Annotated in this window: 21 protein-coding genes; 3 read left to right on the top strand and 18 right to left on the bottom strand. The window is 63.1% G+C overall.

All coding sequences use genetic code 11. The features are described 5' to 3' along the window. Positions 1-20: 20 nt before the first annotated feature. The 11 genes from SAZ10_RS20875 to SAZ10_RS20825 form a co-directional block, all read right to left on the bottom strand. Complete coding sequence (locus tag SAZ10_RS20875; RefSeq protein ID WP_318611288.1) at positions 21-845, bottom strand: LssY C-terminal domain-containing protein; 825 nt, start codon at positions 843-845, stop codon at positions 21-23. Positions 846-1,212: 367 nt separating this feature from the next. Further along, positions 1,213-1,833 (bottom strand): L,D-transpeptidase, encoded by a 621-nt coding sequence (locus SAZ10_RS20870; RefSeq protein WP_318611287.1) that lies wholly within the window; start codon positions 1,831-1,833, stop codon positions 1,213-1,215. Positions 1,834-1,906: 73 nt separating this feature from the next. Continuing rightward, positions 1,907-2,785, bottom strand: a complete 879-nt coding sequence (locus SAZ10_RS20865) for an SMP-30/gluconolactonase/LRE family protein (protein WP_318611286.1) — start codon at positions 2,783-2,785, stop codon at positions 1,907-1,909. Beyond that, complete coding sequence (locus tag SAZ10_RS20860; protein WP_318611285.1) at positions 2,782-5,319, bottom strand: ATP-binding cassette domain-containing protein; 2,538 nt, start codon at positions 5,317-5,319, stop codon at positions 2,782-2,784. Before SAZ10_RS20860 ends, SAZ10_RS20865 begins: the two co-directional genes overlap by 4 nt. Positions 5,320-5,323: 4 nt before the next feature. Next, on the bottom strand, positions 5,324-6,400 hold the full coding sequence (locus tag SAZ10_RS20855) for an ABC transporter substrate-binding protein (protein ID WP_318611284.1): 1,077 nt from the start codon (positions 6,398-6,400) through the stop codon (positions 5,324-5,326). A gap of 25 nt (positions 6,401-6,425) precedes the next feature. Beyond that, the gene (locus SAZ10_RS20850) at positions 6,426-7,391 is read right to left on the bottom strand and encodes an ABC transporter permease (protein WP_318611283.1); all 966 of its coding nucleotides are present in this window, start codon (positions 7,389-7,391) and stop codon (positions 6,426-6,428) included. A gap of 81 nt (positions 7,392-7,472) precedes the next feature. Then, positions 7,473-8,645 (bottom strand): galactonate dehydratase, encoded by a 1,173-nt coding sequence (gene dgoD / locus SAZ10_RS20845; RefSeq protein ID WP_318611282.1) that lies wholly within the window; start codon positions 8,643-8,645, stop codon positions 7,473-7,475. A gap of 95 nt (positions 8,646-8,740) precedes the next feature. Then, on the bottom strand, positions 8,741-9,451 hold the full coding sequence (locus tag SAZ10_RS20840; protein WP_318611281.1) for a FadR/GntR family transcriptional regulator: 711 nt from the start codon (positions 9,449-9,451) through the stop codon (positions 8,741-8,743). Positions 9,452-9,623: 172 nt separating this feature from the next. Further along, positions 9,624-10,355 (bottom strand): SDR family NAD(P)-dependent oxidoreductase, encoded by a 732-nt coding sequence (locus tag SAZ10_RS20835; RefSeq protein ID WP_318611280.1) that lies wholly within the window; start codon positions 10,353-10,355, stop codon positions 9,624-9,626. Between the two features lie 81 nt (positions 10,356-10,436). Next, entirely contained in the window at positions 10,437-11,360 is a 924-nt protein-coding gene (locus SAZ10_RS20830; RefSeq protein ID WP_318611279.1) for an amidohydrolase family protein, read from the bottom strand. Between the two features lie 190 nt (positions 11,361-11,550). Beyond that, the gene (locus SAZ10_RS20825) at positions 11,551-13,581 is read right to left on the bottom strand and encodes an ABC transporter ATP-binding protein/permease (protein WP_318611278.1); all 2,031 of its coding nucleotides are present in this window, start codon (positions 13,579-13,581) and stop codon (positions 11,551-11,553) included. A 242-nt stretch (positions 13,582-13,823) separates the two neighbouring features. Here SAZ10_RS20825 and SAZ10_RS20820 point away from each other — a divergent pair, with 242 nt between their 5' ends. After that, positions 13,824-14,429 carry a TetR/AcrR family transcriptional regulator gene (locus tag SAZ10_RS20820; RefSeq protein WP_318611277.1) on the top strand — a complete coding sequence of 202 codons (606 nt, stop codon included), beginning with the start codon at positions 13,824-13,826 and terminating at the stop codon, positions 14,427-14,429. Between the two features lie 165 nt (positions 14,430-14,594). Here SAZ10_RS20820 and SAZ10_RS20815 read toward each other — a convergent pair whose 3' ends face one another. Genes SAZ10_RS20815 through SAZ10_RS20785 form a run of 7 tightly spaced genes read right to left on the bottom strand, consistent with a single transcriptional unit; the run spans position 14,595 to position 20,799 of the window. After that, a complete protein-coding gene (locus SAZ10_RS20815) occupies positions 14,595-15,170 on the bottom strand; it encodes an isochorismatase family cysteine hydrolase (protein ID WP_318611276.1) in 576 nt (191 codons plus the stop codon). Between the two features lie 18 nt (positions 15,171-15,188). After that, on the bottom strand, positions 15,189-16,076 hold the full coding sequence (locus SAZ10_RS20810) for an MBL fold metallo-hydrolase (protein ID WP_318611275.1): 888 nt from the start codon (positions 16,074-16,076) through the stop codon (positions 15,189-15,191). Next, positions 16,073-17,191: a branched-chain amino acid ABC transporter permease gene (locus tag SAZ10_RS20805; RefSeq protein WP_318611274.1), complete on the bottom strand. Its 1,119-nt coding sequence runs from the start codon at positions 17,189-17,191 to the stop codon at positions 16,073-16,075. Before SAZ10_RS20805 ends, SAZ10_RS20810 begins: the two co-directional genes overlap by 4 nt. Further along, positions 17,191-18,075 carry a branched-chain amino acid ABC transporter permease gene (locus SAZ10_RS20800; protein ID WP_318611273.1) on the bottom strand — a complete coding sequence of 295 codons (885 nt, stop codon included), beginning with the start codon at positions 18,073-18,075 and terminating at the stop codon, positions 17,191-17,193. Before SAZ10_RS20800 ends, SAZ10_RS20805 begins: the two co-directional genes overlap by 1 nt. Then, positions 18,075-18,869 carry an ABC transporter ATP-binding protein gene (locus SAZ10_RS20795; RefSeq protein ID WP_318611272.1) on the bottom strand — a complete coding sequence of 265 codons (795 nt, stop codon included), beginning with the start codon at positions 18,867-18,869 and terminating at the stop codon, positions 18,075-18,077. The genes SAZ10_RS20800 and SAZ10_RS20795 overlap by 1 nt, the downstream gene beginning before the upstream one ends. Beyond that, entirely contained in the window at positions 18,866-19,585 is a 720-nt protein-coding gene (locus SAZ10_RS20790) for an ABC transporter ATP-binding protein (RefSeq protein WP_318611271.1), read from the bottom strand. The genes SAZ10_RS20795 and SAZ10_RS20790 overlap by 4 nt, the downstream gene beginning before the upstream one ends. A gap of 38 nt (positions 19,586-19,623) precedes the next feature. Then, positions 19,624-20,799 carry an ABC transporter substrate-binding protein gene (locus SAZ10_RS20785; RefSeq protein ID WP_318611270.1) on the bottom strand — a complete coding sequence of 392 codons (1,176 nt, stop codon included), beginning with the start codon at positions 20,797-20,799 and terminating at the stop codon, positions 19,624-19,626. A 115-nt stretch (positions 20,800-20,914) separates the two neighbouring features. Between SAZ10_RS20785 and SAZ10_RS20780 the strand changes: the two genes are divergently transcribed. Then, complete coding sequence (locus SAZ10_RS20780; RefSeq protein ID WP_318611269.1) at positions 20,915-21,268, top strand: hypothetical protein; 354 nt, start codon at positions 20,915-20,917, stop codon at positions 21,266-21,268. 41 nt (positions 21,269-21,309) lie between these two features. Then, on the top strand, positions 21,310-22,377 hold the full coding sequence (locus tag SAZ10_RS20775) for a linear amide C-N hydrolase (RefSeq protein ID WP_318611268.1): 1,068 nt from the start codon (positions 21,310-21,312) through the stop codon (positions 22,375-22,377). Positions 22,378-22,651: the final 274 nt, after the last annotated feature.

Genomic DNA, 22,651 nt, shown 5'->3' with positions numbered 1-22,651 from the left:
CGGTGACTTCCGATCACTGCTCAATCTTCTATCAAGCTGGCGAAGGCGATCTCACCGTCGGTGACGTAATGGTTGACTTTGCCGGTCTTCAAAGGTGAACCGGATTGGTGGAATGCAACATCTCCAATCACCCGCTTTGCGCTCAGCTGGGTGACGATGTAGTTGCGCTCTGCATTTGTGTCTGAATCGGTAGCATGCGTAACCTGGAAGGTCAGTCGCGCTAGCGACAATCCGGTATCTTTGGTGCCCGCCCCAACCCATAATACGCGCTGATCGGTCGACGGTTTATCCGTATTCAACCAGAAGCTCGCTGCTGTCATGTCGTCCTGGGAATGGGCAAGGCTCAGCGCCCAGAAACGGATGTGGTGGCGTTTGCGCGGGCTGTTGTTGATCGGTTGTTGGAACCCGATGTCCTGCTTTCGTCCAAAGAGATAGAGGCTGCTGAACGGAGCGGTGGGATACGAAGAGTTGAGTACAAACGCTCGTATCATTCGCCACGAGCTTGCTATCCCCAAACCATCAGCCGTCGACCAGCCCGCTGTCGCGAACGCGTCGCAGAGCTGCTGAAGAGTGCCGATCAGGACGAGATTTACAGGATCGCCGGGCAGACCATCTCCGGTGATCGTGTATCTGGGGATCAGTCCGCGGTGAAGAACCTTCAGGCCCATTCTAACGACGTTTGGCAAAATGACATAGGCAGCCAAACCGTAGGTGAGGCTCACCGCCAGAACCCATGGAAGTCTGTGGTCCGCAGTGTCGAAAACGACGAAGACAATCAGCCAAACACTGATTACTCCCAGGCAGAGTACGAGAAACCTTTGGAAAAGGAGCGTGAGGAATCTCACGGTTCTTTGTCTCGTCTTGTGTCGAGATTTCGAAATTCAGATGATTTCGATACCTTGCGAGGAGCGAGCCTCGAAATCAAAGCGGAACTCGAAATCAACAGGTTACCGGAGCCTTTTGAATCAGAATTCGCACTGCCCTTGATATCGCACTCATCTGGATTTCAGAATCCGGACACTACCCGCGGATCGGTTCGCCGTCGCCCTCGCTGTTCTTAGCCGGGATTCTGACCGGCGAATATATCCCGTTTGGTGACAGTGCCGTTTCTCATGGTGAACCGAAGCTACACGGAATCGCTTCTCGAAAGTAGTTCCTCCTCACTCTCTTCCTCCCTCGTGCATCCGGCTTCGGTGAAGTGGCGGCCTTGCTCTAGCTTACGATCACCTTGGCGCCCATTCCTGCGCGGTTGTAGAGATCGATGATGTCCTGATTGAAAAGGCGAATGCACCCCCCTGAGACAGACTTGCCGATCGACGACCATTGGGGGGTACCGTGCAGGCGATACAAGGTGTCTCCGTGCTCGTCATAGAGATAGAGCGCGCGGGCACCGAGCGGGTTGGAGAGGCCGCCCGGCCAGCGAGGAGGCACGTCGAGGCCGTATTTCTCCTTCTCGAGGGCCGTCAATGTCGGCGTTGGATACCAGTCCGGCCATTCGCGCTTGTGTCCGACATAGGCAACGCCGTGCCATGCATAGCCGGCCGCGCCGACACCGACGCCATACCGGATCGCCTTGCCGCCTCCCAGTGTGTAGTAAAGAAACTTCGGACCGGTCTCGACGATGATCGTGCCGGGCTTTTCGCTGGTCTGATAAGGCACGATCTGGCGATGGTATTGAGCAGGCACCCTGTCGATCGGGACCGCTGGGATCCGATTGCCGGCATCGACAAGGGCGGCGTATTGCGCAGAGCGTTCTTCACCGCTCGTAGCGCATCCTGCGAGCGCGATAGCCGCAGTCAGCCCCACCCAGAAATGAGCCAATTTTGCGCGCATGCGGGCGGCCGACACTTTCGAACCCTTGGCCTGCCTGATTGGCCTGCCCAATGAGCCGCATCCAGGATGAATTCTATCCCCTGAACCTGGGCTCCGGCAACCCTCTCACGCCAACATCGACGGCCAGGAGAGAGCCTGCGAGCGGCTGTTTGGCGAGTGCCTCCCCTTCGAGGTCCCAGATCGCGGAGGTGACATAGAGGATCGACAGGTCGGGGCCGCCGAAAATGCAGCTGGTGGGCTTCAGCACCGGCAATTCGACAATCCGATCGACGCTGCCATCCGGTGCGTAGCGCGTCAGGCGCCAGCCGTCCCACTGGGCGTTCCAGAGATAGCCCTCGGCATCGATCGTGGAACCGTCCGGGTCTCCCGGATCGTTCTTCGTGGAGGCGAAAAGACGCTTGTTGGAGACAGTGCCGTCAACTGGCGAAAAGTCGTATCGGTAGATGGCGCGGTCCAGCGTATCGGCGAAATAGAAGATGCTGTCGTCGGGACTCCAGGCGAGCGAGTTCGAGATGCCGATGCCGGTTTCCACTTGCGAAACCCTCAGGTCCGGATCGAGCCGATAGAGGCCGCCCGTGTGGTCGGTCAGCCGATCGTCCATGGTCCCCGCCCAGAACCGCCCCTGACGATCGCACTTGCCGTCATTGAAGCGATTGCGTGGAATGTGCGCTTCCGGCCGGGCGATCCAGTCGATTGCGCCCGTTGTCGGATCGAAGAAGGCGAACCCGCTCTCGAAGGCACAGACAAGGCCGCCGCGCTCGCGCAGCGCGAAGGAGCCAATCCGCTCCGGGAACGTCCATTGATCCACCCGGCCGCTGGCATAGTCGAAGCGTTTCATGCGCTTGCCTTCGATATCGACCCAGTAAAGCGCCTGCTCTTTGACATCCCAGACGGGGACCTCGCCGAGCTTGTCGCGCGAGGCGACGACTTCGACCACATTGCTTATTGTCATTTCGTCCCTCCCGTCATCCGCGTCAGCCATTGCGATGCCCGCTGGCGCGCCTGCGGACCGCGAAGCGCGAAGATCGCCACCGCAAGCAGTGTCAAGAACCCGGTCCAGACATATTGCCAATAAGCGGAGACGTGGAGCTGGTTGAGCACGTTCTGCAAGAGCATGACCAGAAAGGCGCCGGCGAAGCTGCCGGCGGCGGTGCCCGACCCGCCGAAAACAGGCGTTCCGCCGACCACCACCGCGGTCACGGAAGCAAGCGTGAAGGCCGAACCCGCCTGCGGGTCGCCGGAGCCGATGCGGGCGGCAATGACGAGACCCGCCACCGCCGCGGCAAAGCCACTGAACGTGTAGGCCGCGATCTTCACGCGGCCGGTGTCGATGCCCATCACGCGTGCCGCTTCCGGGCTCGCCCCCGTGGCATAAAGGCGAGCACCGATGCGACCGCGGACGAGCAGCAACTCGTAGCAGACGACCGCGGCCACCGCGACAACGAAGGCAACCGGCACATAGCCGATCCGCGCCAGGATGGCCGATCCCACGGCCGGATCGACGCTGCCACCCGGAGCCGGCCGCACGATCAGAGCCAGGCCTTGGACGATCGAGAAGGTAGCGAGGGTGGCGACCAGGTCGGGGATGCGCAGCTTTTCGACGATCAGGCCGTTGCAGAACCCGATCGCCAGGCCTGCGCACAGGCATAGCCCGATGCCGACCGGAACGGGAAATCCGGAATCGCGGGCGAGGAGGTGCGATGCTATGGCTGTGACGAGGCTGATCACTGGCCCGATCGACAGATCGATGCCGCCGAACAGCATGACCGAAAGCTGCCCAAGGGCGGCAATCACCAGCGGCGTGGCCTGGATGGCGATCGAAGAAAAATTGCGCGGGGTCAGGAAGTAGGGTGTCGCGAGCGCCGTCGCCAGGATGACAGCCACAATCAGAAGCCCGATCAGCAGCGGCGGCGTGTAGCGCCGCAGCAAGGGCCTTCCATTCGCTTGGCGCGCGACCTTCATATGAGATGAATCGTCCGCCAGGCGCGAGGATTCGCCCTTCGTGAAACCCGTCACGAGGCGCGCTTCGGTGGCTTCTTCGCTCGGCATTTCGTCGACGATCCGGCCGTCAGAGAAAACCAGGATGCGATCGGAAAGATTGATGAGCTCGACGAGGTCCGCCGACACGACGATGACGCCGGCACCGCGTTCTGCGATCTCGCGCATGAGCCGGTAGAGCTCCAGCTTCGTCGCGACATCGACGCCTTGCGTCGGCTCGTCGAAGACGAAGACCGTGGGCGAAGAAAGAAACCAGCGCCCGAACACGACCTTCTGCTGGTTTCCGCCGGAGAGCAGGCCAACGGGCTGCTCCATGGATGGCGTCTTGACGGCAAGCCGCGCTACCTGCTCTCCCACCACCTTCCTTTCCGCATCGCCATCGATCAGGCCCGCACGCATGAAGCGTGCGATCTCCGGGAGCGAAATATTGGGCCGGATACCATGGGCGAGGAACAGGCTTTCGGCCGCTCTGTCGGCAGGAACATAGACAAGGCCCTCCCGGATTGCTTCGGCGGGACCGGAAGGCGAATAGGTCTTGCCGGCGAGTTCCATGGAGCCGGCCGTCGCGCCGAGCCCAAACAGGGCGCGCGCGACGTCCTGTTGCCCCGCACCCTGCACGCCTGCCAACCCCAGGATTTCACTGCGGCGCAACTCGAAATCGACGGGGGGAGACCCTGACGCGGCGTGCAATCCCCGAACGGACAGCACCACATCGCCCTGCCCCTTACCGCGCGCCGGATAGGCAAGTTCCACGGGTCGGCCGACCATCATGCTTACCAGCTGCTGTGGCTCGGCCGCGGCAACCGGCAGCGTGCCGACCACGTCGCCGTCCTTCATCACGGTGACCCGGTCGGCAAGCGCCAGCACTTCCGGAATACGGTGCGAGATGAAGACGATGCCCCGGCCTTCCTCGCGCAGCCCGCGAAGCAGCGCGAACAGGCGCTCCGTCTCGGAGGAGGTGAGCGCCGACGTCGGTTCGTCGAGAATGAGCAGCCGGGCATCGCGCGACAAGGCGCGCGCAATCTCGACCTGCTGGCGTTCGGCGCGGGACAGCTCTCCCGCGGGCATGCCGACACCTACCTCGGAGCCCACTTTCAAAAGGGCGGCCTCAGCATCCGAGATCATGCGGGCGCGATCGACGAGCAGCGGCCCGCCAGGCTCCCGGCCGAGCGCGATGTTGGCGGCGGCGTCGAGCGTGGGCACCAGGCGCGTGTCCTGGTAAACCATAGCGATGCCCAGGCGGAAGCTTTCGGCGGGCGATGCGATCGCGACCTTTCGCCCCTCGACCAGGATCGAGCCGGCATCCGGCTGGTGAACGCCGACAAGCACGCGCATGAGCGTTGATTTTCCGGCGCCGTTCTCGCCGACGAGCGCGTGGATTTCTCCGGCGCGCACGTCGAACGAGACGCCTTTCAGCGCTCGCACCCCCGGGAAGCTCTTCTCGATGCCGCTGACGGACAGCAGCACCTTGCCCGATCCTTCAGCCATCTTATTACTTGAAGATGGCTCGCAGTTCGTCATCCGTCAGCGACGTATCGACAAACACGCCGTCCGGCAGGTCCGGCCGAATGTATTTTTCGTAGTTCGCAGAGGTGATGAGCGCAGGCGACAGGATCTGCTGTTTCGCGACCTCTTCGCCCTTGAGCAGGCTGACGGCCGCCCGAAGCGCGAAGATGCCCTGCCATGTCGGCTCGGACATCAGGCCGATGTCGAACTTCGGCTGGCTGGGCTTCTGGGCTTTGTAGAGCTTGAGAAGGCCGTTGTAATCGTCGCCGGTTACCGGCACCAGCGGGCGCCCTGCAGCGAGCAAAGCCTTCATCGCGCCGGTGGCGTTCTGCCCGCCGTCGCACCAGACGCCATCGATCTCTGGATAGGCTGCAATCAGGTCGGCCATCACGACTTTGGCCTTGTCTTCTTCCCAGAAGGCGTCCTTGAACGCCAGCACCTCGATACCGGGTCCGAACGCCTTCTGCGCGCCGTCCCAACCGGCCGCCGTATAGGAGTTGCCAGGCAGACCGCCGAGCGCCACGATCTTTCCCTTCCCTCCGAGCGCGTCGTTGAGCCACTTGCCTAGCGCGCCACCCTTCTTGACCGGATCAGTGCCCACGTAAGTGCTCCAGCCTTCGCCGTCGACCGGCAGGTTGAAAGGAACGGTGACGATCCCCTCGTCCGTGGCATTCTTGAGCGCGGGCGCCACGGCGGAGCCGGAATTTGCGATGCAGAGGATGGCGTCCACCTGCTGGTTCGCCAGCGTCTCGATATCGTTGACCTGCTTGTTAATGTCGCCCTGGCCATCGACGATGATGAAGTCGGCGATATCAGGCGTCTTCTTCGCTTCCGCCTGCAGCGCGGCGATGGCCATGGCGCGCCAGGAATTTCCCGAGAAGCCGTTGGAGAACCCGATACGATAGGGACCCGGCTTGGCGGTTCCCTTGACCTTCTCGCCTACGGGCGTGATCTGCACGCCCTCTTGCGCCAGAACCTGACCGCCGAGGGTGGCAAAAGCTACAAGTCCGGCGCCGGCGCTGAGTATGGCGCGGCGGCTGAAATAACTGTTCCCGGTTTTCATTGTTTCCTCCCGATCTACTGCCGGCTCACGTCGGGGAGCCGCTCCGCACGCCCGAAAGGGCGCGATAGGCAACAACGCTGACCAGGATCAACACTCCCTGGACGACAAACTGCGTGCCAGTAGACACGCGCATGATGTTGGTCAGGCTCGAAAGTTCCGTGATGAAGATCGCCCCGCCCACCGTGGCGAGCACGCTGCCGGCGCCGCCCGAGAGCGCCGCCCCTCCCACCACCACGGCCGCGACCGAGGTCAGCATGAACTGGTTGCCGATCCCGAGGGAGGGTGAGCCGATATAAGCGGTAAGCATCAGGCCGCCGAGCGCCGCCATCAGCGCCGAAAGCATATAGGCCGAGATCACCACGGGGCTGACGGGCACGCCCATCATGGCCGCCGCGCGGGGATTGGCCCCGGTTGCATAGAGCTGGCGCCCCCAAACGGTCCGGCGCGTGAGAACCAGGAGAAGAATGGTGACGAGTGCCCAGAAAAGTACGGGGATGGGCAGGCCCAGCAGCATGCCGTTCCCCCAATACTGAAAGGATGGCGGCGTTCCGCCCGACGGCGCGCCGCCCGTGTAGACCAGGGCAGCGCCGAACAGGATCGCATTGCTGCCGAGCGTGGCAATCAGCGGCGTGATGCCCACCCACGCAACGAGAAGCCCATTCAGAAAGCCGATCGCAAGCGACACCAGGATCGTAACGGCAAGAGCGAAAGGGACGTTATCCGGCAGGCTCGCGATCAAGCCTGTGGCCAGGATGTTGGTGAGCGTCACAAGCCCAGCCTGCGAGAGGTCGATGCCGCCGGTCAGGATCACGATCGTCTGGCCCGCCGCGATGACGCCGAGGAATGATGCAACCTGAAGGATGTTGACGACCTGCGCCAGGCTGAACATGGCCGGCGAGATGAGGCCGGCGATCAGATAGAGCCCGAGGACGGCGATCCAGACGGAACCGAAGCTGCGCAACGCAGCGAATGTCACGGCACTCACCCTCATTGAGCGGCCCTCGCCCGCTGTCGTTCCTTGACGGCTCCAGCAGGGAGGGCAACCTTGGACTGGCGACCTCCGCCCATCGCTTCACCAATCCACGATCGTGCCGTCTGAAAGCACGGCGTTGACGGTATGCAGGACTTCCGGCTTGTAAGGGTGACGCGCGCAGGCCGCCTCGTCTACCTCGACGCCGAGGCCCGGCGCGTCTGGCACCTGCCAGCAACCATCCACCATGCGGATCGGCCCCTTTACCACTTCAAAATACCAGGGCACCGCGCCCACCATCTCTTCCTGGATGACGTGGTTGGGTGTGGATACAGCGAAATGCAGCGCCGCTGCCCCCGCGATCGGCCCAAGCGGATTGTGCGGCGCGACGCCCACCGAGACTGCCTCGGCCATGGCGGCGATCTTCTTTGCTTCCGAAAGTCCGCCGACATGGCAGATGTCGGGCTGCACGATATCGATCGCGCGGGCGCGGAAAAGGTCATCGAATTCCGGCCGGTCCACCAGGCGTTCGCCGGTCGCAAGCGGCACGCGCGATTTGGCGGCCACCTGCATAAGCGCACCGGTCTCGCCCGGTGGCACGGGCTCTTCCACGAACATGGGCCGCCCCGGCGCGAGCGCGTCGATGTAAGCGAGCGCGGCGGCGGCGGAAGCGGGCCGGCCATGGAAATCGACCATGATTTCGATCTCCGGTCCCACCGTGGCGCGCAGCGCCTCCATCAGCTTCGCTACCTTGTCGACCTCGGGCAGAGGGGCTGAATAATGCGTATAGGGAATGAACACGGCTTTGAGGGCGCGATAGCCCTGCTGCACGACCTCCGCCGCCCGCTGGACAAGCGGCTCCGTCTCCATCGACTCGTAAACGGCGCGCATGTCACCGAGGCCCAGATGGGTATAGATCTTGACGCGGTCGCGCACTTTTCCGCCGAGAAGCCGCCAGACCGGCTGGTCCAGCCACTTTCCAAGGATGTCCCAGAGCGCAAGCTCGATGCCGGAAATGGCAGACATGCCGATGACGCCAAGTCGCCAGAAGGAGTGCTTCTTGAGGGTGCGCACGGCCTGCTCGATGTCGCGCGGGTCGCGGCCGATCAGCAGCGGCGCGAGGTCATTGATGGCCCCGACGACAGCCTGGGTCTTCCATTCGAGCGTCGCCTCCCCCCAGCCGTAAAGGCCCGGCCGATCAGTTTCGACGCGCACGAACACCCAGTTGCGCATGTCTGCGTTCACGACACGCGTCGTGATGCCGACGATCTTCAAGTCCTTGCTCCTCCGCTCCGATAGATCGTATGAATTCTCGCTATCATACGACAATTCAGGCGGTCAAGACTGGCGCGGCCCAAGGGCAAGCGACGTCATGACAGCCGCAGATCGTGCGCCGCGATGTCGAGCAGCCGGTTCATCGCCTCCCTTGCTCTTGCGGTGTCGCGCATACGGATCGCCTCAGCCACTTCCTTGTGCGCAAAAAGCGCTCGCGATTGCGCTTCCATCAGCGGATTCGTCACCAGGAAAGAGGCTTTCAGCGCCGCCTCGAGCATCCCGATCAGTCCACGTAGCACCACGTTATGGCTGGCGGCGATCACATTGCTGTGGAAGGCGAGATCGGCCTGGCAGACGCCGTCCGGATCATCGGGAATAGCTGCTTCCATCGCGATATAGGCTTCTTCGATCCTGGCTAGATCCGCGGCCGTGGCCCGTCGTGCGGCGAGCTCGGCAGCCGCCGGCTCGAAAATCCGGCGGGCTTCGATGAGTCCAGCTATCAGTTCCCGGTCTTTCTGGATCGCGGGGTGCCAGTTCAGGACGATCGGGTCCAGCATGCGCCACTCATCGCGCTGAAGGACGCGTACGCCGACCCGCCTCTTGGCCTCCACGAGACCTTTTGCGGACAGCACCTTGACCGCCTCCCTCACCGAGGTGCGGCTGACCCCGAGCATCGCGCCCAGCTCATCCTCACGCGGTAGCGTGTCGCCGGGGGCATATGTTCCATCGAGGATGCGGCTCCCCAGCAACTTGACTACGGAGTCGTGGACGCTGCCGCCCCCGTTTTCCCTGTCGGCAGCTTCCATGCGGCTGATCCTTTCATCGTTTTGCATGAGCCGCGACGACCGTCGCGGGGAGCGCAACAATTATCCTATAGGGGCAAAATGATATGATGTTTACAGTCCTCGCCAGCGGGCAGCAACTCAAAAACGCCCCCAAGGCGAAACCTGGCAAATAGCCAGTCCGCAAGTTGAAGCGTCAGACCTGCCGCATGCCACCGTCGACGCACAGCTCGGCACCGGCGATGAAGCTCGCCTCGTCGCTAAGGAGAAACAGCGCTGCGGCAGCGACTTCCTCGGGACGCCCGATCCGTCCGAGCGGGATGCGCGCGACCAGCGCGGCGCGGACTTCATCTGGCGTTGTTGCCAACATCGCAGTGTCGGTCGGCCCCGGGCTCACGACGTTCACGCGAATACCGCGGGGCGCGAGTTCCGCGGTCCAAGTGCGCGCATAGGAGCGCAAGGCCGCCTTGGTTGCAGAATAGGTGCCGTAGGAAGGCACGCCCGCTGTATCCGCGGCCGAGCCGACGAGCGCAACGGAGCTGCCGTCCCTCATGATGCCAATCGCCGCCTGCAAGGCGAGGAGGGAGCTGCGAACATTGACCAGGAAATGACGTTCGAAATGCTCCGGTGTTTCGTCGATCAGGAACGCCGGCTCTGAAATCCCCGCGTTTACAACCAGCGCATCGATACGACCATGCTCGTCCCGGACCGTCGCGATTGCCTCCGACACGTCCCGCGGCACGCTGGCATCTGCAACGATGCCACGCGCCCCGCGGCCGATCTTCTCGGCTGCCCTCTCGACTTCTTCGGCGTGTCGCCCGGTGAGAAACACCGCCGCACCCTCGGCTGCCAGCCGCTCCGAGATGGCAAGGCCGATGCCCTTCGCACCACCCACAACCAACGCGATCTTGTTCGTCATTCGGGCCATTGCGATGTCCTCTGCGTCCTTGACGCGCGCGCCAGATTGTTTGCGCCTGTCCAACTACATCCACTTCACTGTCAGGCCTTGTTACGAGATCCTGAACCACGCCGCCGCGGTTCCTCGGAACATCGCGTCCTTCTCGTCCTCCGAGAAGCCAGAGACAATTCGCTCATAGGCGTCGTAGAGCCGGTCGAATCCATAGGACAATCCATCGATCGGAAGGTGGCTGCCGAACATGCAGCGCTCCGGACCGAAGGCTTCTATAACCGACATGATCCAGGGCCCGACCTCCACCTCGCTCCAGCCAAGACCGAAGACACACTCGACAGCGGAGATGCTTCCACAGGTGTTATCGCAGCGGCCGAGCGCCAGCATGTCCGAGCGCCAGCGGGAGAACCCATCGGCGCTTCGATCAGTGGGCCAGCCCATCACGGCTATGGTGAAGCCGATGTCGGGATGAGCGCGGACCACGCCAAGCAGGTCGGGCAATTGCGGCGCGAACACCTCGAGCCCACAGCGCAAATCGAGCCCCTCGAGCGTGCCAAGCCCCTCGAGCCAGGCCGGGTCGCTCATGAAGTCCGGGCGCGCAGCCATCCTGCGAAGTGGAGCATTCTCATCCCAGCCCAGATGCTGGCGCACCGCGGAGAGGCCTGGTATTTCGCGATAGGCCTCGAGCCGGCGCGGCAAGCCTGGATCGGCGAAGTCCACCAGTCCCACAAGCGCGATCGGCAAGGGCGCGGAAGCGGCAAGAAGTTGCGCCCACGCGATCTCTTCCAGGCTGTCTTCGGCGATAAATTCGTGCCAGACGAGACCGGAAACGTTGCGAGACCGCGTGGCCCGCAGATAGTCGTCGAGACTGTAGCTGCGCGGCAGCGCGCCATAGTCCCCGACCAGCGCCTCAAAGGTCGGATCCCGATGCTCGAAGACGGCGTACCGAACGGCATGGCTGTCGTAGAGATGCATATGAGCATCAACGATCGGTCGTCCGGTCGGCGAGATACCGTGGGGCATGGGTGCTCCTCCGGCCATATCTGCTTTGCCAGTCGTGCTCGTTGTTCGCCATACTTGGCGTGCACGGCGCACGATCCAATCAGCCCAGATGGCAGCTGTCCAGATCTGGCAGTCTGTGCGACGCGACCTCTTCCCTCACGAAGAGTATGCTTGCGAAAATTTGCCTAGGAAGGGCTGACGTGGGCGAACTTCAGTTTTTGGTCCGGGACAGCGCCTCTCCATTCAAGGTCTTCCTGCCCTGCGGCAGGGAGCGCCGATGCTCCAGAAAGCGGCTAAGCAGGTTCCCTTTGCCCTTGCGCGGGATGAGTTCAATATCGCTGACAAGCTTTGCGCCGCCCTCGTGCCTCTCCAGTGTGATCTTGCGGCTATGGAAGCCCTCCAGCTCGGCTCGGTGGGCGACGCTTACGATCGTGACTTTCGGCAATTCATGGATCACCGTTTCCATTATTTTGTCCTGGCTCTTCTCATCGAGTGCCGACGTCGCTTCATCCAGGACGATGATGTCGGGGCGGTGCAGGAGGAGACGCGCGAAGGCGAGCCGCTGCTTCTCGCCGCCGGACAAGGTCTGGTCCCATGCCGCTTCCTCCTCGACCCTGTCCTTCAGGTGGCCGAGGCCTACCTTGTCGAGGGCGGCATTGATCTCATCGAGGGCCCAGTTGTCGGCAGCGCCGGGATATGCGGCTGCACGGCGAAGCGTCCCAGTCGGGACATAAGGACGTTGCGGCAACATGAACAGCCGCCTGTCAGGGTGGAAATTGACACTGCCGTGACCCCACGGCCATAGACCCGCCACGGCCCGCACCAGCGTGCTCTTGCCTGAACCGGATTCGCCGGCCACCAGCACCCGCTCGCCTGGTTCGATCACGACCTCGGTTTCCTTCACCACGGCGGTGCCGTCGTCGAGCGTCACCGAGAGATTGTCCAGGCTGAGCATCGCATCGCCTTCGGTCTCGCCGCGCTTGATGCGTCCGAGCGCGTCGCTGTGTTCGGCGCGCTCGAGGCCGTCGAGCGACATCATCAGTGAGGCGACGCGCCGTGCGGATGCGTTCCAATCGGCGAGACGCGGGTAGTTGTCGACCAGCCATCCGAAAGCGCCCTGCACTATGGCGAAGGCGGACGCAGCCTGCATGACCTGTCCGAGCGTCATGCTGCCTTCGAGAAACTTTGGAGCGCAAAGCAGAACGGGGATAACAGGCGCAAACAGGCTCGATCCTTGCGACACCAGCGTCGTGCGCATGTGCTGGCCCGCAAGGAGGGCCCACTGCCTGAGCACGCCGCCGAAGGTCTTGTCGATGCCGCTACGCTCCTCCTCCTCGCCGCCCAGCAAGGCGATGCTTTCACCGTTTTCGCGCACGCGCGTCAGCGTATAGCGGAATTCGGCTTCCGCCTGATTTTTCTGCTCGGAGAGCTGGACGAAATGACGGCCAATGATGGCCATCGAAGTGGATGTGATCGCAGCATAGAGCACAGCGGTGATGACTAGAAAGCCGGGAATGGTGATCGTAGAGCCCGCGACTGTGAAGCTCAGGGCGCCGCCGATCGTCCACAGCACCACGATGAAGGTCGAGGCCGACAGAAATGCGGAAATGACACCGGCAACGAAATCGATCGGCGACTCCGTGGCAATCCGCAGATCCTCGGAAAGACGGGCTTCGGGGTTCTGATGGTCGCCCGCTACGAGGTTCAGCTGGTAATAGCGGCCGTTTGCGAGCCAACGCGCGATAGCTGCAGTGGTGAGCCAGGAACGCCAGCGGCGCTGGATCATCATGCGCAGGAAGACCTGCGCAACGACGAGCGTGACGCTTCCGGCCACGAGTGGCAGAAAAACCGCGCTCAGGAAGTATACGGTCTGGGCATTGCGCTGCTCGATGGCGTCGAAAATTGCGCGGTTCCAGACGTTGATCCCGTACTGGAATCCGACATTGATGCCGATCAGGATCAATAGCCCGATCGTGCACGGCCAGGCGAGCCGATCGCCGCGCCGGCTCCAGTAACCGCGCGCGCTGATCCAGAAACGCGTCAGCAGGTACCGCTTGCGCGCCTGTTCGGCCTGCTCAGGACTTAGCTCTGGATCAATTTCGACCTCGTCCGGAGGTGGGGCGGCCTCCCCGACGACCTCGGATACGGCGTCAACAGTCGATTCTTTCTTCTGGCGCAATTTCTCGGCACCGCCCGCTTCAGGGTGATCAATCGATCTCGGTTTGGATTCTACCTCGGGCATCAGCCGACAACGGCTTAAAAATCAGAAGGTTTCATCGATCCGCTTTGATCCGGCTGCCAATTGCGCCATGGCTCTTCTGGTGTTGCGATACTCGCAGCGGTTTCAGAGCAAGCGTCCGCCTATGAGGAACATGGCGCTGCCTGCAATGCTCTACGGATGCAGTTCACGGGTCCAACTTCCGGGTTGAACCTGTCCTGCGAGTTGGCTACGCGTGAGCGTCAGGCTGCTTTCGAAGGCAAGGGATGGTGCAGGTCAAGAAGGCTGAAGTGCGCGAGGCGATCCTCGACGCTGCGGCGCAGCTTTTCGTCGAAAAGGGATACGCCGGCACTTCGGCCAACGAGATCGGCCAGCGAGCGGGCGTGGCCGCATCGGCGATCTACACCTATTTCGAATCCAAGCTCGACCTCTTCTACCAGGTGTACAGCCCCTGGCTGCGCAGCCGGCTCGAGCAGCTGGAAGGCGAGCTGACGTCGCTTGACGGGCAGCGCGCCAAGGTCCGCCATATCGTCGAGACGATCTGGTGCGACATCCCGAACGAGCAGAATTTCTTCGCCAATAACCTGATGCAGGCGGTGTCCATGGCGACCCCGGCCGACCATTACAGGGGCGAACTGCTCGAGTGGTGCGAGCAGCATGTCGCCAGGATGCTCAAGGCGGCGGAGCCGAAGCCGCTGCGCAGCAACCATCACTACGCCAGCCTGGCCCACATCCTCTTCATGTCGTTCAACGGCTTCGTCACCGGCGCCTATCTCGGCGTGCGAGGCGACAAGGTGGCGCCTGCAATCGAGGCGATGACTGACCTGATCATCGACACGCCAGCAGCGAACCTGACGCCGGTGATCGGATAGAGCTTTCTGTTTTTTGGTTGGCAGTCGCAACGCCATTTGGACCGAGGAGGATTGCCAACGGTCAATTTCTATCATCGGCGGTACCAGCTATTGACGCCACTCTCCCGGTTTGACTGGGCAAGCGTGAGGGGCTGCGTCAATCTTAAAGCACAACGCTCCTACCGCTCAGAACTCAACCTCCTCGAGCTCCCTGATCTCGGCCAGCATCGCCATTGCGGCGAAAGAAGCCTCCGCTGCCGCTGCATTGGCCGAGCCGCAGCAGTCGCGGATCATGGTGACGCGATAGCCGAGGTCGGCGGCATGGCGGACCGTGTGCTCGACGGAATATTGGGTGGCGAGCCCCATTACGGCGAGCTCTGTCACGCCTCTCTCCCTCAAGATCGCGTCTAGGCCGGTGCCGTGGAAGGCGTTGTTGCAGTTGTGAACCAGCTTGAGGTCGCCAAGCTCAGGCTCGAAGCCTTCCAACGCATCGGCGCCCCATGAGCCGCGCTTCAGCGCGCCGAGCACTTCGACGGCGCCGAACAGGCGACAGTTGCGCAGCAGGTCCGCGTAGTCCGGCTGGAAGGCGATGTGGACATGGACGATGAGCCAGCCCGCCTGCCGGGCTCCGGCGATCGCGCCGCGGCAGACGTCGAAGAAGCGCGCCGGCTCGCCTGACGACCGGTCGACGGCAAAGGGAATCTTGCCGTCGGGATGGCAGATGTCGTTCTGGAAATGCAGGGCGATGAGAGCCTTGGACATCTTGGCCCACCGCCAGTTCTAGGATTTGTCAGCGAAATAGCGGATCGCGAAGTCGATCCATTCGGGCGAATCCCAGTCGGGGTGCTCGGCGCGCACCTCGGCGGCGAGCGTCTTGACGATGTCGTCAACGCTTTCGCCGGCCCGCAGCCGATCGGCGACACGCGGCCCGAGATCCTCGATATAGCCACGCACTGCCGCGAGGATTCCCCCGCCACCGACCGAGCCGTGGCCGGGAACGACGACGTGAGGCCGGTCGGCTTCCAGCTTTCCCAGCACCTTCGCCCAGTTGGCAGCATCGATATCCGCATCGTTGGGGGGAAACCAGGGAAAGATCGGGAAGATGCGCTCCTCCGCAAGGTCGCCGACGAAGACCACGCCGGTGTCGGGAACGCGTACCACCTGATCGCCGCGCGTGTGGGCCGCACCATAGGTCGAGAGCTCCACGCTCCGGCCCCCGAGATCGATTGTCTTCGTCGGGCCTTCATACACCTCGTCGGGCATGACGAGCTCCGTGCTTTCGAGCGCTGCGGCGACGCCGGGACCGAAAGTGCGGAACATGTCGAGATATGGCTGGCCCTTGGCGGAAAGCTCGTCGCGCTGGCCGGCGTTGTAGATGATCTGTGCCTGCCCCTTGAAAGCTTGGGCGCCGAAGCCGTGCTCGGGGTGGAAATGCGTGAGCGTCAAGATCAGACGTCGACCACCGGCAAGCCTGCGGGTAGTATCCAGCACTGCCTGTCCGTTGGCTGGCCCCATGCCGGTATCGACCACGAGCGCGGCATTGGCGCCGAGCACGATGCCGATATTCGGCACGAGCGGAATCCTGCGGTCGCCGATGACGTAGACGTCCTTGGCGACTTCGGTGAGCGCGCTCGGATCGACGATGGGGGGCGGAGGAGCGTCGGTCATGGCTGGGTTTCCTCAATTCTCGTTGCTGTTTGGGGCGAGAGTTTTTGCGGAGAGACTGGGCGGCGGGGGCTCGGCCAGCCGATTTCGCGGCCGCCGGCAATGCCCTTCGGCCGGAACAGGATGATCAGCAGCATCAACAGCGCCAGCACGGCGTCACCCAACCCTCCCGGCGCGGCGAGCTTCGTGGTTCCGACGGTCACGCCGACTTCGGCCTGGCGCAGCAACTCGGTCAGCAGGGTAATGACGATCGCGCCCGTGACGGCACCTGTCAGGCTGCGCATGCCGCCGATGACCAGCATGGCCAGAATCAGGAAAGTGAGATCGAGATAGAAGGTCTCGACCCGCACCGTGCCGAGGAAATGACCGAGCAGCACACCTGAGATGCCGGAGATGAAGGCGCTGATGATGAAGGCGATGAGGCGATGCCGGACCATGTGCACGCCGCAGGCCGCCGCCGCGGCCTCGTCCTCGCGCGAGGCGCGAAGCAACAGCCCCGAGCGCGATTCCTGGTGGAGGAAGGCGATGACGACGGCCACGATCGCCCATGCCGCTGCGGTCCACAGCCCGACATAGATCGGCAGGCCCATCAGCGAGTTCTGGCCGCCTGTCATCGACGTCCAGTTGCCGAGCACGACATAGGCGACGACAAGGATCGCGAATGTGGCGATGCTGGCCGAGATGCCCGACAGTCGCATCAACGGAAAGCCGGCAACCGCTCCGACGAGGGCGGCCGCGGCCCCTCCCGCGAGCGCGCCCGCCGTGGCCGGCCATTCGGCCTGACCGAGAAAGGCGGGAAGGTCCGGCAGGAACACGCCCTTGGCCGCAGCCGGCATCGTGAGCAGCGCAGAGACATAGGCGCCGATGGCCATGAAAGCGACATTGCCGAAAGAGAGCACGCCCGAATTGCCGACGAAGATATAGAGCCCGACCACGGCGACGAGGTTGATCAGGCCTTGCGTGAGGCGGCGTTGCACGACCGTCGGCGCGAGCTCGGCCACACCGGCGAGCACGAGCAGAACAACGACGAGGATGACAAGCGGCGCGAGCCGCCCAGCCCATCCGCGGGCAGCTGGCCGAGCCTCGGGGACCGGCGTCGACGACGGGATCGCGGCCATCAGATGCGCTCCTTCATGCCACGGGCCGGAATGAGGCCCTGCGGCCGGAACAGCAGCACCACGGCCACAGCCACGAACAGGAACGCCTCCCGAAAGACGCGCAGTTCCTCGGGCAGCAATGCCTGCAGCAGGATCGTCGCGGCGCCGACCAGGAAGCCGCCGAACGCCGCACCCGGCAGGCTGCCCAGCCCGCCGATCACCGTGCCGACGAAGGCGATGATAACAAGCTGAAGGCCCATGCGCGGCTGCACGAGACCGGTCTGAGCGACGAAGAGGCACGCGACTGCCGCCGCGAGCACGCCGCTGATGGCGAAAGCCGCGGCGATCACCCGATTGGCACGGATGCCGAGCACCTCGGCCATACGGAAATTCTCCGCCGCTGCGCGCATTTCCAGGCCAAGCCGTGTCGTTTTCAGGAACGAGGTCGTGGCGGAGAGCAGGATGAGGCTTACGACGATCGTGACAATCTGGAGAAGCTGCAGCCGAACGCCGGCGATCTCCACCTGTCCGGCAAGGAAAGGCAGAAAGTCGACGCCCTTGGGCCGGGAACCGACGAACATCACCATCAGCTTTTCGATGAAGAAGCTTGCGGCGAAGGACGCGATCAACAGCGTGGCCGGATCGGCGCCACGCAGCGGCAGGAAGGCGGCGCGCTCGGTGAGGAGCGCCAGGAGCACGGCCGCGACCAGCGCGGCGAGGATGGCGAGCGCCGCCGATTGGGTGAAAAACAGAAGAATGGCATAGCCGGCCGCCATGATGAGCTGCGAATGGGCGAAATTGATGAGCCGCATCACGCCGAAGATCAGGCCGATGCCAAGCGCGGTGAGCGCGTAGAGCCCGCCCACGCTCACCACGTCGACCAAGGTCTGGACTGCCGTTTCCATCAGGTCGGACTCCGCTCAGCCGACATGGCGACACCGAAATATGCGGCGTCGAAGCGCTCATGTCGCGCAATCTCGTCCGGCGTGCCGGTGAGCGTGAAGGCGCCATGGCTCATCACGCAGGCGCGGTCGGCCAGGGCGAAGGCGCGCGCGGCGTTCTGCTCCACCACGAGCATGGCTACGCCGCGGGCGCGGATGGACTGGAGCAGTTCGTAGACCCGGTCGACGATGGCCGGCGCAAGTCCGAGCGAGGGCTCGTCCAGCATCAGCAGCCGCGGCCGCGACAGCATGGCGCGCGCGATGGCCAGCATCTGCTGCTCGCCGCCGGACAACTGGCCGGCGGGCTGGTTGCGGCGCTGGCCCAGGATCGGAAAGCTGGCAAACACTTCCTCGATATCGGAGCCCACCGCGCCGTCGCTGCGCACCGTCGCGCCAAGCCGGAGGTTCTCCAGCACGGTCAGGCTGCCGAAGATGTTGCGGCCCTCCGGCACAAGCGCCACGCCGCGGCGAACCACATCCGGCAGCGCGATACCGGCGAGCGGCTCACCGCCGATTGCGATCGAGCCGTCGGCCGGACGCACGATGCCCGCGATTGCCGAGAGCAGCGAAGTCTTGCCTGCCCCGTTGGGACCGACAATGGCGACCGCCTCGCCGGCGTTGACCTCGAGGTCAACGCCATGAAGAGCCGTGATCGATCCGTAGCGAATGACGAGGCTGCGCACCGCGACAAGCGGATAGCCTTGACCGAGTGGAGCGGTTTCAGGCGAGCGGAGTGTAAGGGATGGTTGGAGCGTCATGCGGCCGCACTGCCGAGATATGCGGTGCGTACCGCCGGGTCCGCGCGGACCGCCTCGGGCTTGCCCGAAGCGATGGTGCGGCCGCCGTTCAGAACGTGGATGCGGTCGCACAGGCTCATGATCAAAGCCATGTTGTGCTCGATCACCAGAACCCCGCAGCCATGGCGGTCGCGGATGGACAGGATCGACCGCCTCAGCTCCTCCGCTTCCGCCGCAGCGAGCCCGGCGGCTGGTTCATCGAGCAGGAGGAAGCGCGGCTCGAGCGCCAGCGCCCGCGCAAGGCCGACGCGGCGCTCCTCGCCGTAGCTCAGCGCATCGGCGCGCTGGTCGGCACGATGGCAGAGCTCGAAGTCGGCAAGCAAGACGTGCGCCTGTCGCCTGGCCTCGCCGCGGCTGAGGCCCCGGCCGACGAGACCGACTTCGACGTTCTCGGCCACGCTGAGGTTCCTGAACAGGCGCACCGCCTGGAAGCTGCGTACGACACCGGCCTTCGCGAAGGCGCTCGCACGCGCCCGCGTCATGTCGCGACCGGCGACCCGCACACTGCCGGCATGCGCACGCTGAAAGCCGGACAGGATGTTGACGAGCGTGGTCTTGCCGGCGCCGTTCGGCCCAATGAGGCCGAGCACCTCGCCCGGAGCAAGGGCGATCGACACGTCGTCGGTCGCCACGAGCCCGCCAAAGCGAACCGTCACGCGCTCGGCCGCAAGCTGCAAGTCACGTTCTCCCACGTGTCAGGTCGCAGGATATATTGTCAGAATTTCGGGTAGTTCTCGACCGAGAAGCGCCCTTCGGCTGCGAACTTGCCATCCTTGACGCCGATGATCGCCATCGGCCGTGTCGTCTGGATGTGAAGGTCCTTGGTCCAGGTGGTTGGCCCGATCACCAGCGGCTCCTTGTCGAACGTGTCGAGCACGGCCGCGACCTTGTCGCCGTCGAGAGAACCCGCCTTGTTGGCAGCTTTCGCCCAGGCCTGGACTGCAGAATAGCCGCGCAGCCCGTAGGAGACGTCGGCCTTCTTGCCATACTTCTTCTCGAAGCGATCGAAGAAGGCGTTCACATCCGGGTTCGGGTCGTCGCCATACTTCGAGCCATAGTTGACGACGTAGAAATTGCTGAGGTTCGGCACGCTGCCGATCCAGTAATCGCCGTCCATGGACTCGCCGGTGAGCACCGCGGCGTCGATGCCAGCGGCGCGCATCTGCCGAATGGCGCTCGGGCCGCCAGGCGCATAGGAGCACAGGAACACGAGGTCCGGCTTCTCAGGCAAGCTGGTGATACGGGTTATCTGCGCGGCGATCGACGGATCGCCGTTCAGGAAGGTGTCCTGCCCGAGCAGCCCGTCGGCGCCGGCGACCTCCTTCCAGCGCTCGGCAAAGCTGCCGCACAACGACTTGGTGTAGGAAATTGTGTTGTCGAGCAGAACATAGGCCTTCTTCCAACCCTTATTGTTATAAGCCCATTCAGCCATCAGCGCGCCTTGTGCCTGCCCGGCATTGGAGACCGAATAGGCCAGCGGTCCGACGCCTTGCACGCCGAACTTCGGATCGGAGGCGGCGGAGAAGGCGACCACGTTGTTCTGCTGGGCAACGAAGGCGCCGGGCGCCCCGAAGTCGAAATCGGATGGGAAGAGGATAGCCTTGGCGCCTTTGCCGATCACGTCGATGGCGCCGTCGGCGCCGAGCGGCGGCTCCGACTTGTTGTCGAACTCGACGACCTCGATGGGCTGGCCGAGGACACCACCGGCTGCGTTGATGTCATCGACCGCCAGCTTGGCGCCGGCGATGGTGTCGGCATCGATCGGCTGGAACCAGCCGCTGAACGACATCACCAGGCCGAAGACCGGCTTGTCCTGTGCCTCGGCTGCATGCGTGAAAAAAGACGTAGCGGCGACCATGCAACCGGCCGCCAGCAGAACCCGCGTGGTCATGCTGAATCTCCCAATGTTCCCCAATTCGATCCGACCGTTCTTGCGGGCCGCGATCAAAACAGAATGGTATTCACTTTTGAGCTGACTGCAAGCGGTTTCGAGCACATTGCCGGCAGTGTCCGCTCAAGCCGACGGGCGGGCATACGCCGGCAATGTTTCAGAGCGTTGGAATCTCGCGGCCGAGCGCGATATCGGCGGCTTCGGTGTCGGTTCGAACTTCAGCTACAATGTGCAGGCCTATCGCGGCTACAGCACCTATCTGTTCAACCAGCCGACCATACTGCGCGCCGGCTACCGTGCGCTATTCAACGACTACGAGACTGACGACTTCACGGGAAACACATTCCGCTGGAACGTCGTTCAGCAAGGTCCGGTCGCCGGATTATCAATGCTCTTCTCGTGTCGTGAAGTCAGTAGTGTCGTTACGATTCTGAAATTCGCTCAGAGCCCTATATCCAACTCGCGCTAATCTCAGAATCCGGACACTAGATCGCCGGGAAAGGGCCCGTCATGGCGTTTTGGAGAAGATCGTCAGCCCATCGTCTGATTGCCTGGACCTCAGCGGCCTTGCTCCTCGCCGCGCAATGCGCGGACGCCTGCACCCGATTGGTTTATCTCGGCTCAAATGAGGACGTGATCACGGCACGGTCGATGGACTGGAAGACCGATGTTGCGACCAATCTCTGGATTTTCCCGCGCGGCATGAAACGAAGCGGCGAGGCCGGGCCAAACTCGATCCATTGGAGGTCCCAATACGGCAGCGTCATCGCATCGGGCTACGATATCTCGACCACGGATGGCCTCAACGAGGCGGGATTGAACGTCAATCTGCTCTGGCTGGTGGAATCGGAATATCCGCAGTTCGATCAGACGAAACCGGGCCTGACGATTGCTGCCTGGGCGCAATACGTGCTCGACAATTTCGCTACCGTCGACGAGGCGGTACGGGCGCTCCAGCAGGAGCCTTTCACCATCGTCACCGATAATGTTCCAGGAGAGAACCGGCTGGCGACCTTGCATCTGTCAATGTCCGACGCGACGGGCGACAGCGCTATCGTGGAGTATGTCAAAGGCAAACAGGTCATCCACCACGACCGCAAGTACCAGGTCATGACCAATTCGCCCATATTCGAGGAACAGCTCGCACTCAACAAATACTGGAAACAGATCGGCGGCACGGTGTTCCTGCCAGGTACCAACCGGGCATCCGACAGGTTCGCGCGCGCCTCGTTCTATGTGAATGCGATCCCAAAATATGAAAACCCGGACATGGCACTGGCGAGCGTCTTCAGCGTCATCCGAAACGTCTCCGTGCCCTATGGCCTCAACACACCCGAAGAGCCCAATATCTCATCGACGCGGTGGCGCATTGTGGCCGACCACAAACGCAAGCTGTATTTCTTCGAATCCGCGCTGACGCCCAACACGTTCTGGGTCGACCTGAAGGCCATCGACTTCTCTGCCGACACAGGCAAGGTGAAAAAACTGGACCTTGGCCCGAACCAGAACCACACCTTTTCCGGCGACGCGACGAAAGACTTCCAGGAAGCACAGCCCTTCAAGTTCCTGGGCTTGTAGCTTCACGCAGCCGGGCACCAAGACGCGCCGCCAAGGTCAATTCGCCCATGACCACGCCGGCCATGGTTGCCATTTACGGTCGCGATGGTCGCGGTACATTGCACGAAAGACGGGCTCCGGCCAGAAGAGATCGCTCCCCTACCGAACACAGGTGAATTCTCGGCCATAGTCGTATACGGCGGATATACTTCGGCACTCAAACCGAAAGCTCGCGGCGACTTGAATTGACAGACACGGCGGCCAGGCTTACGGCAGCCGTCGCGTATGCCTTTGG

The organism is Mesorhizobium sp. BAC0120, assembly GCF_033542235.1.
Classification (GTDB): Bacteria; Pseudomonadota; Alphaproteobacteria; order Rhizobiales; family Rhizobiaceae; genus JAWRCU01.
This window is presented reverse-complemented; position numbering and strand designations above follow the sequence as displayed.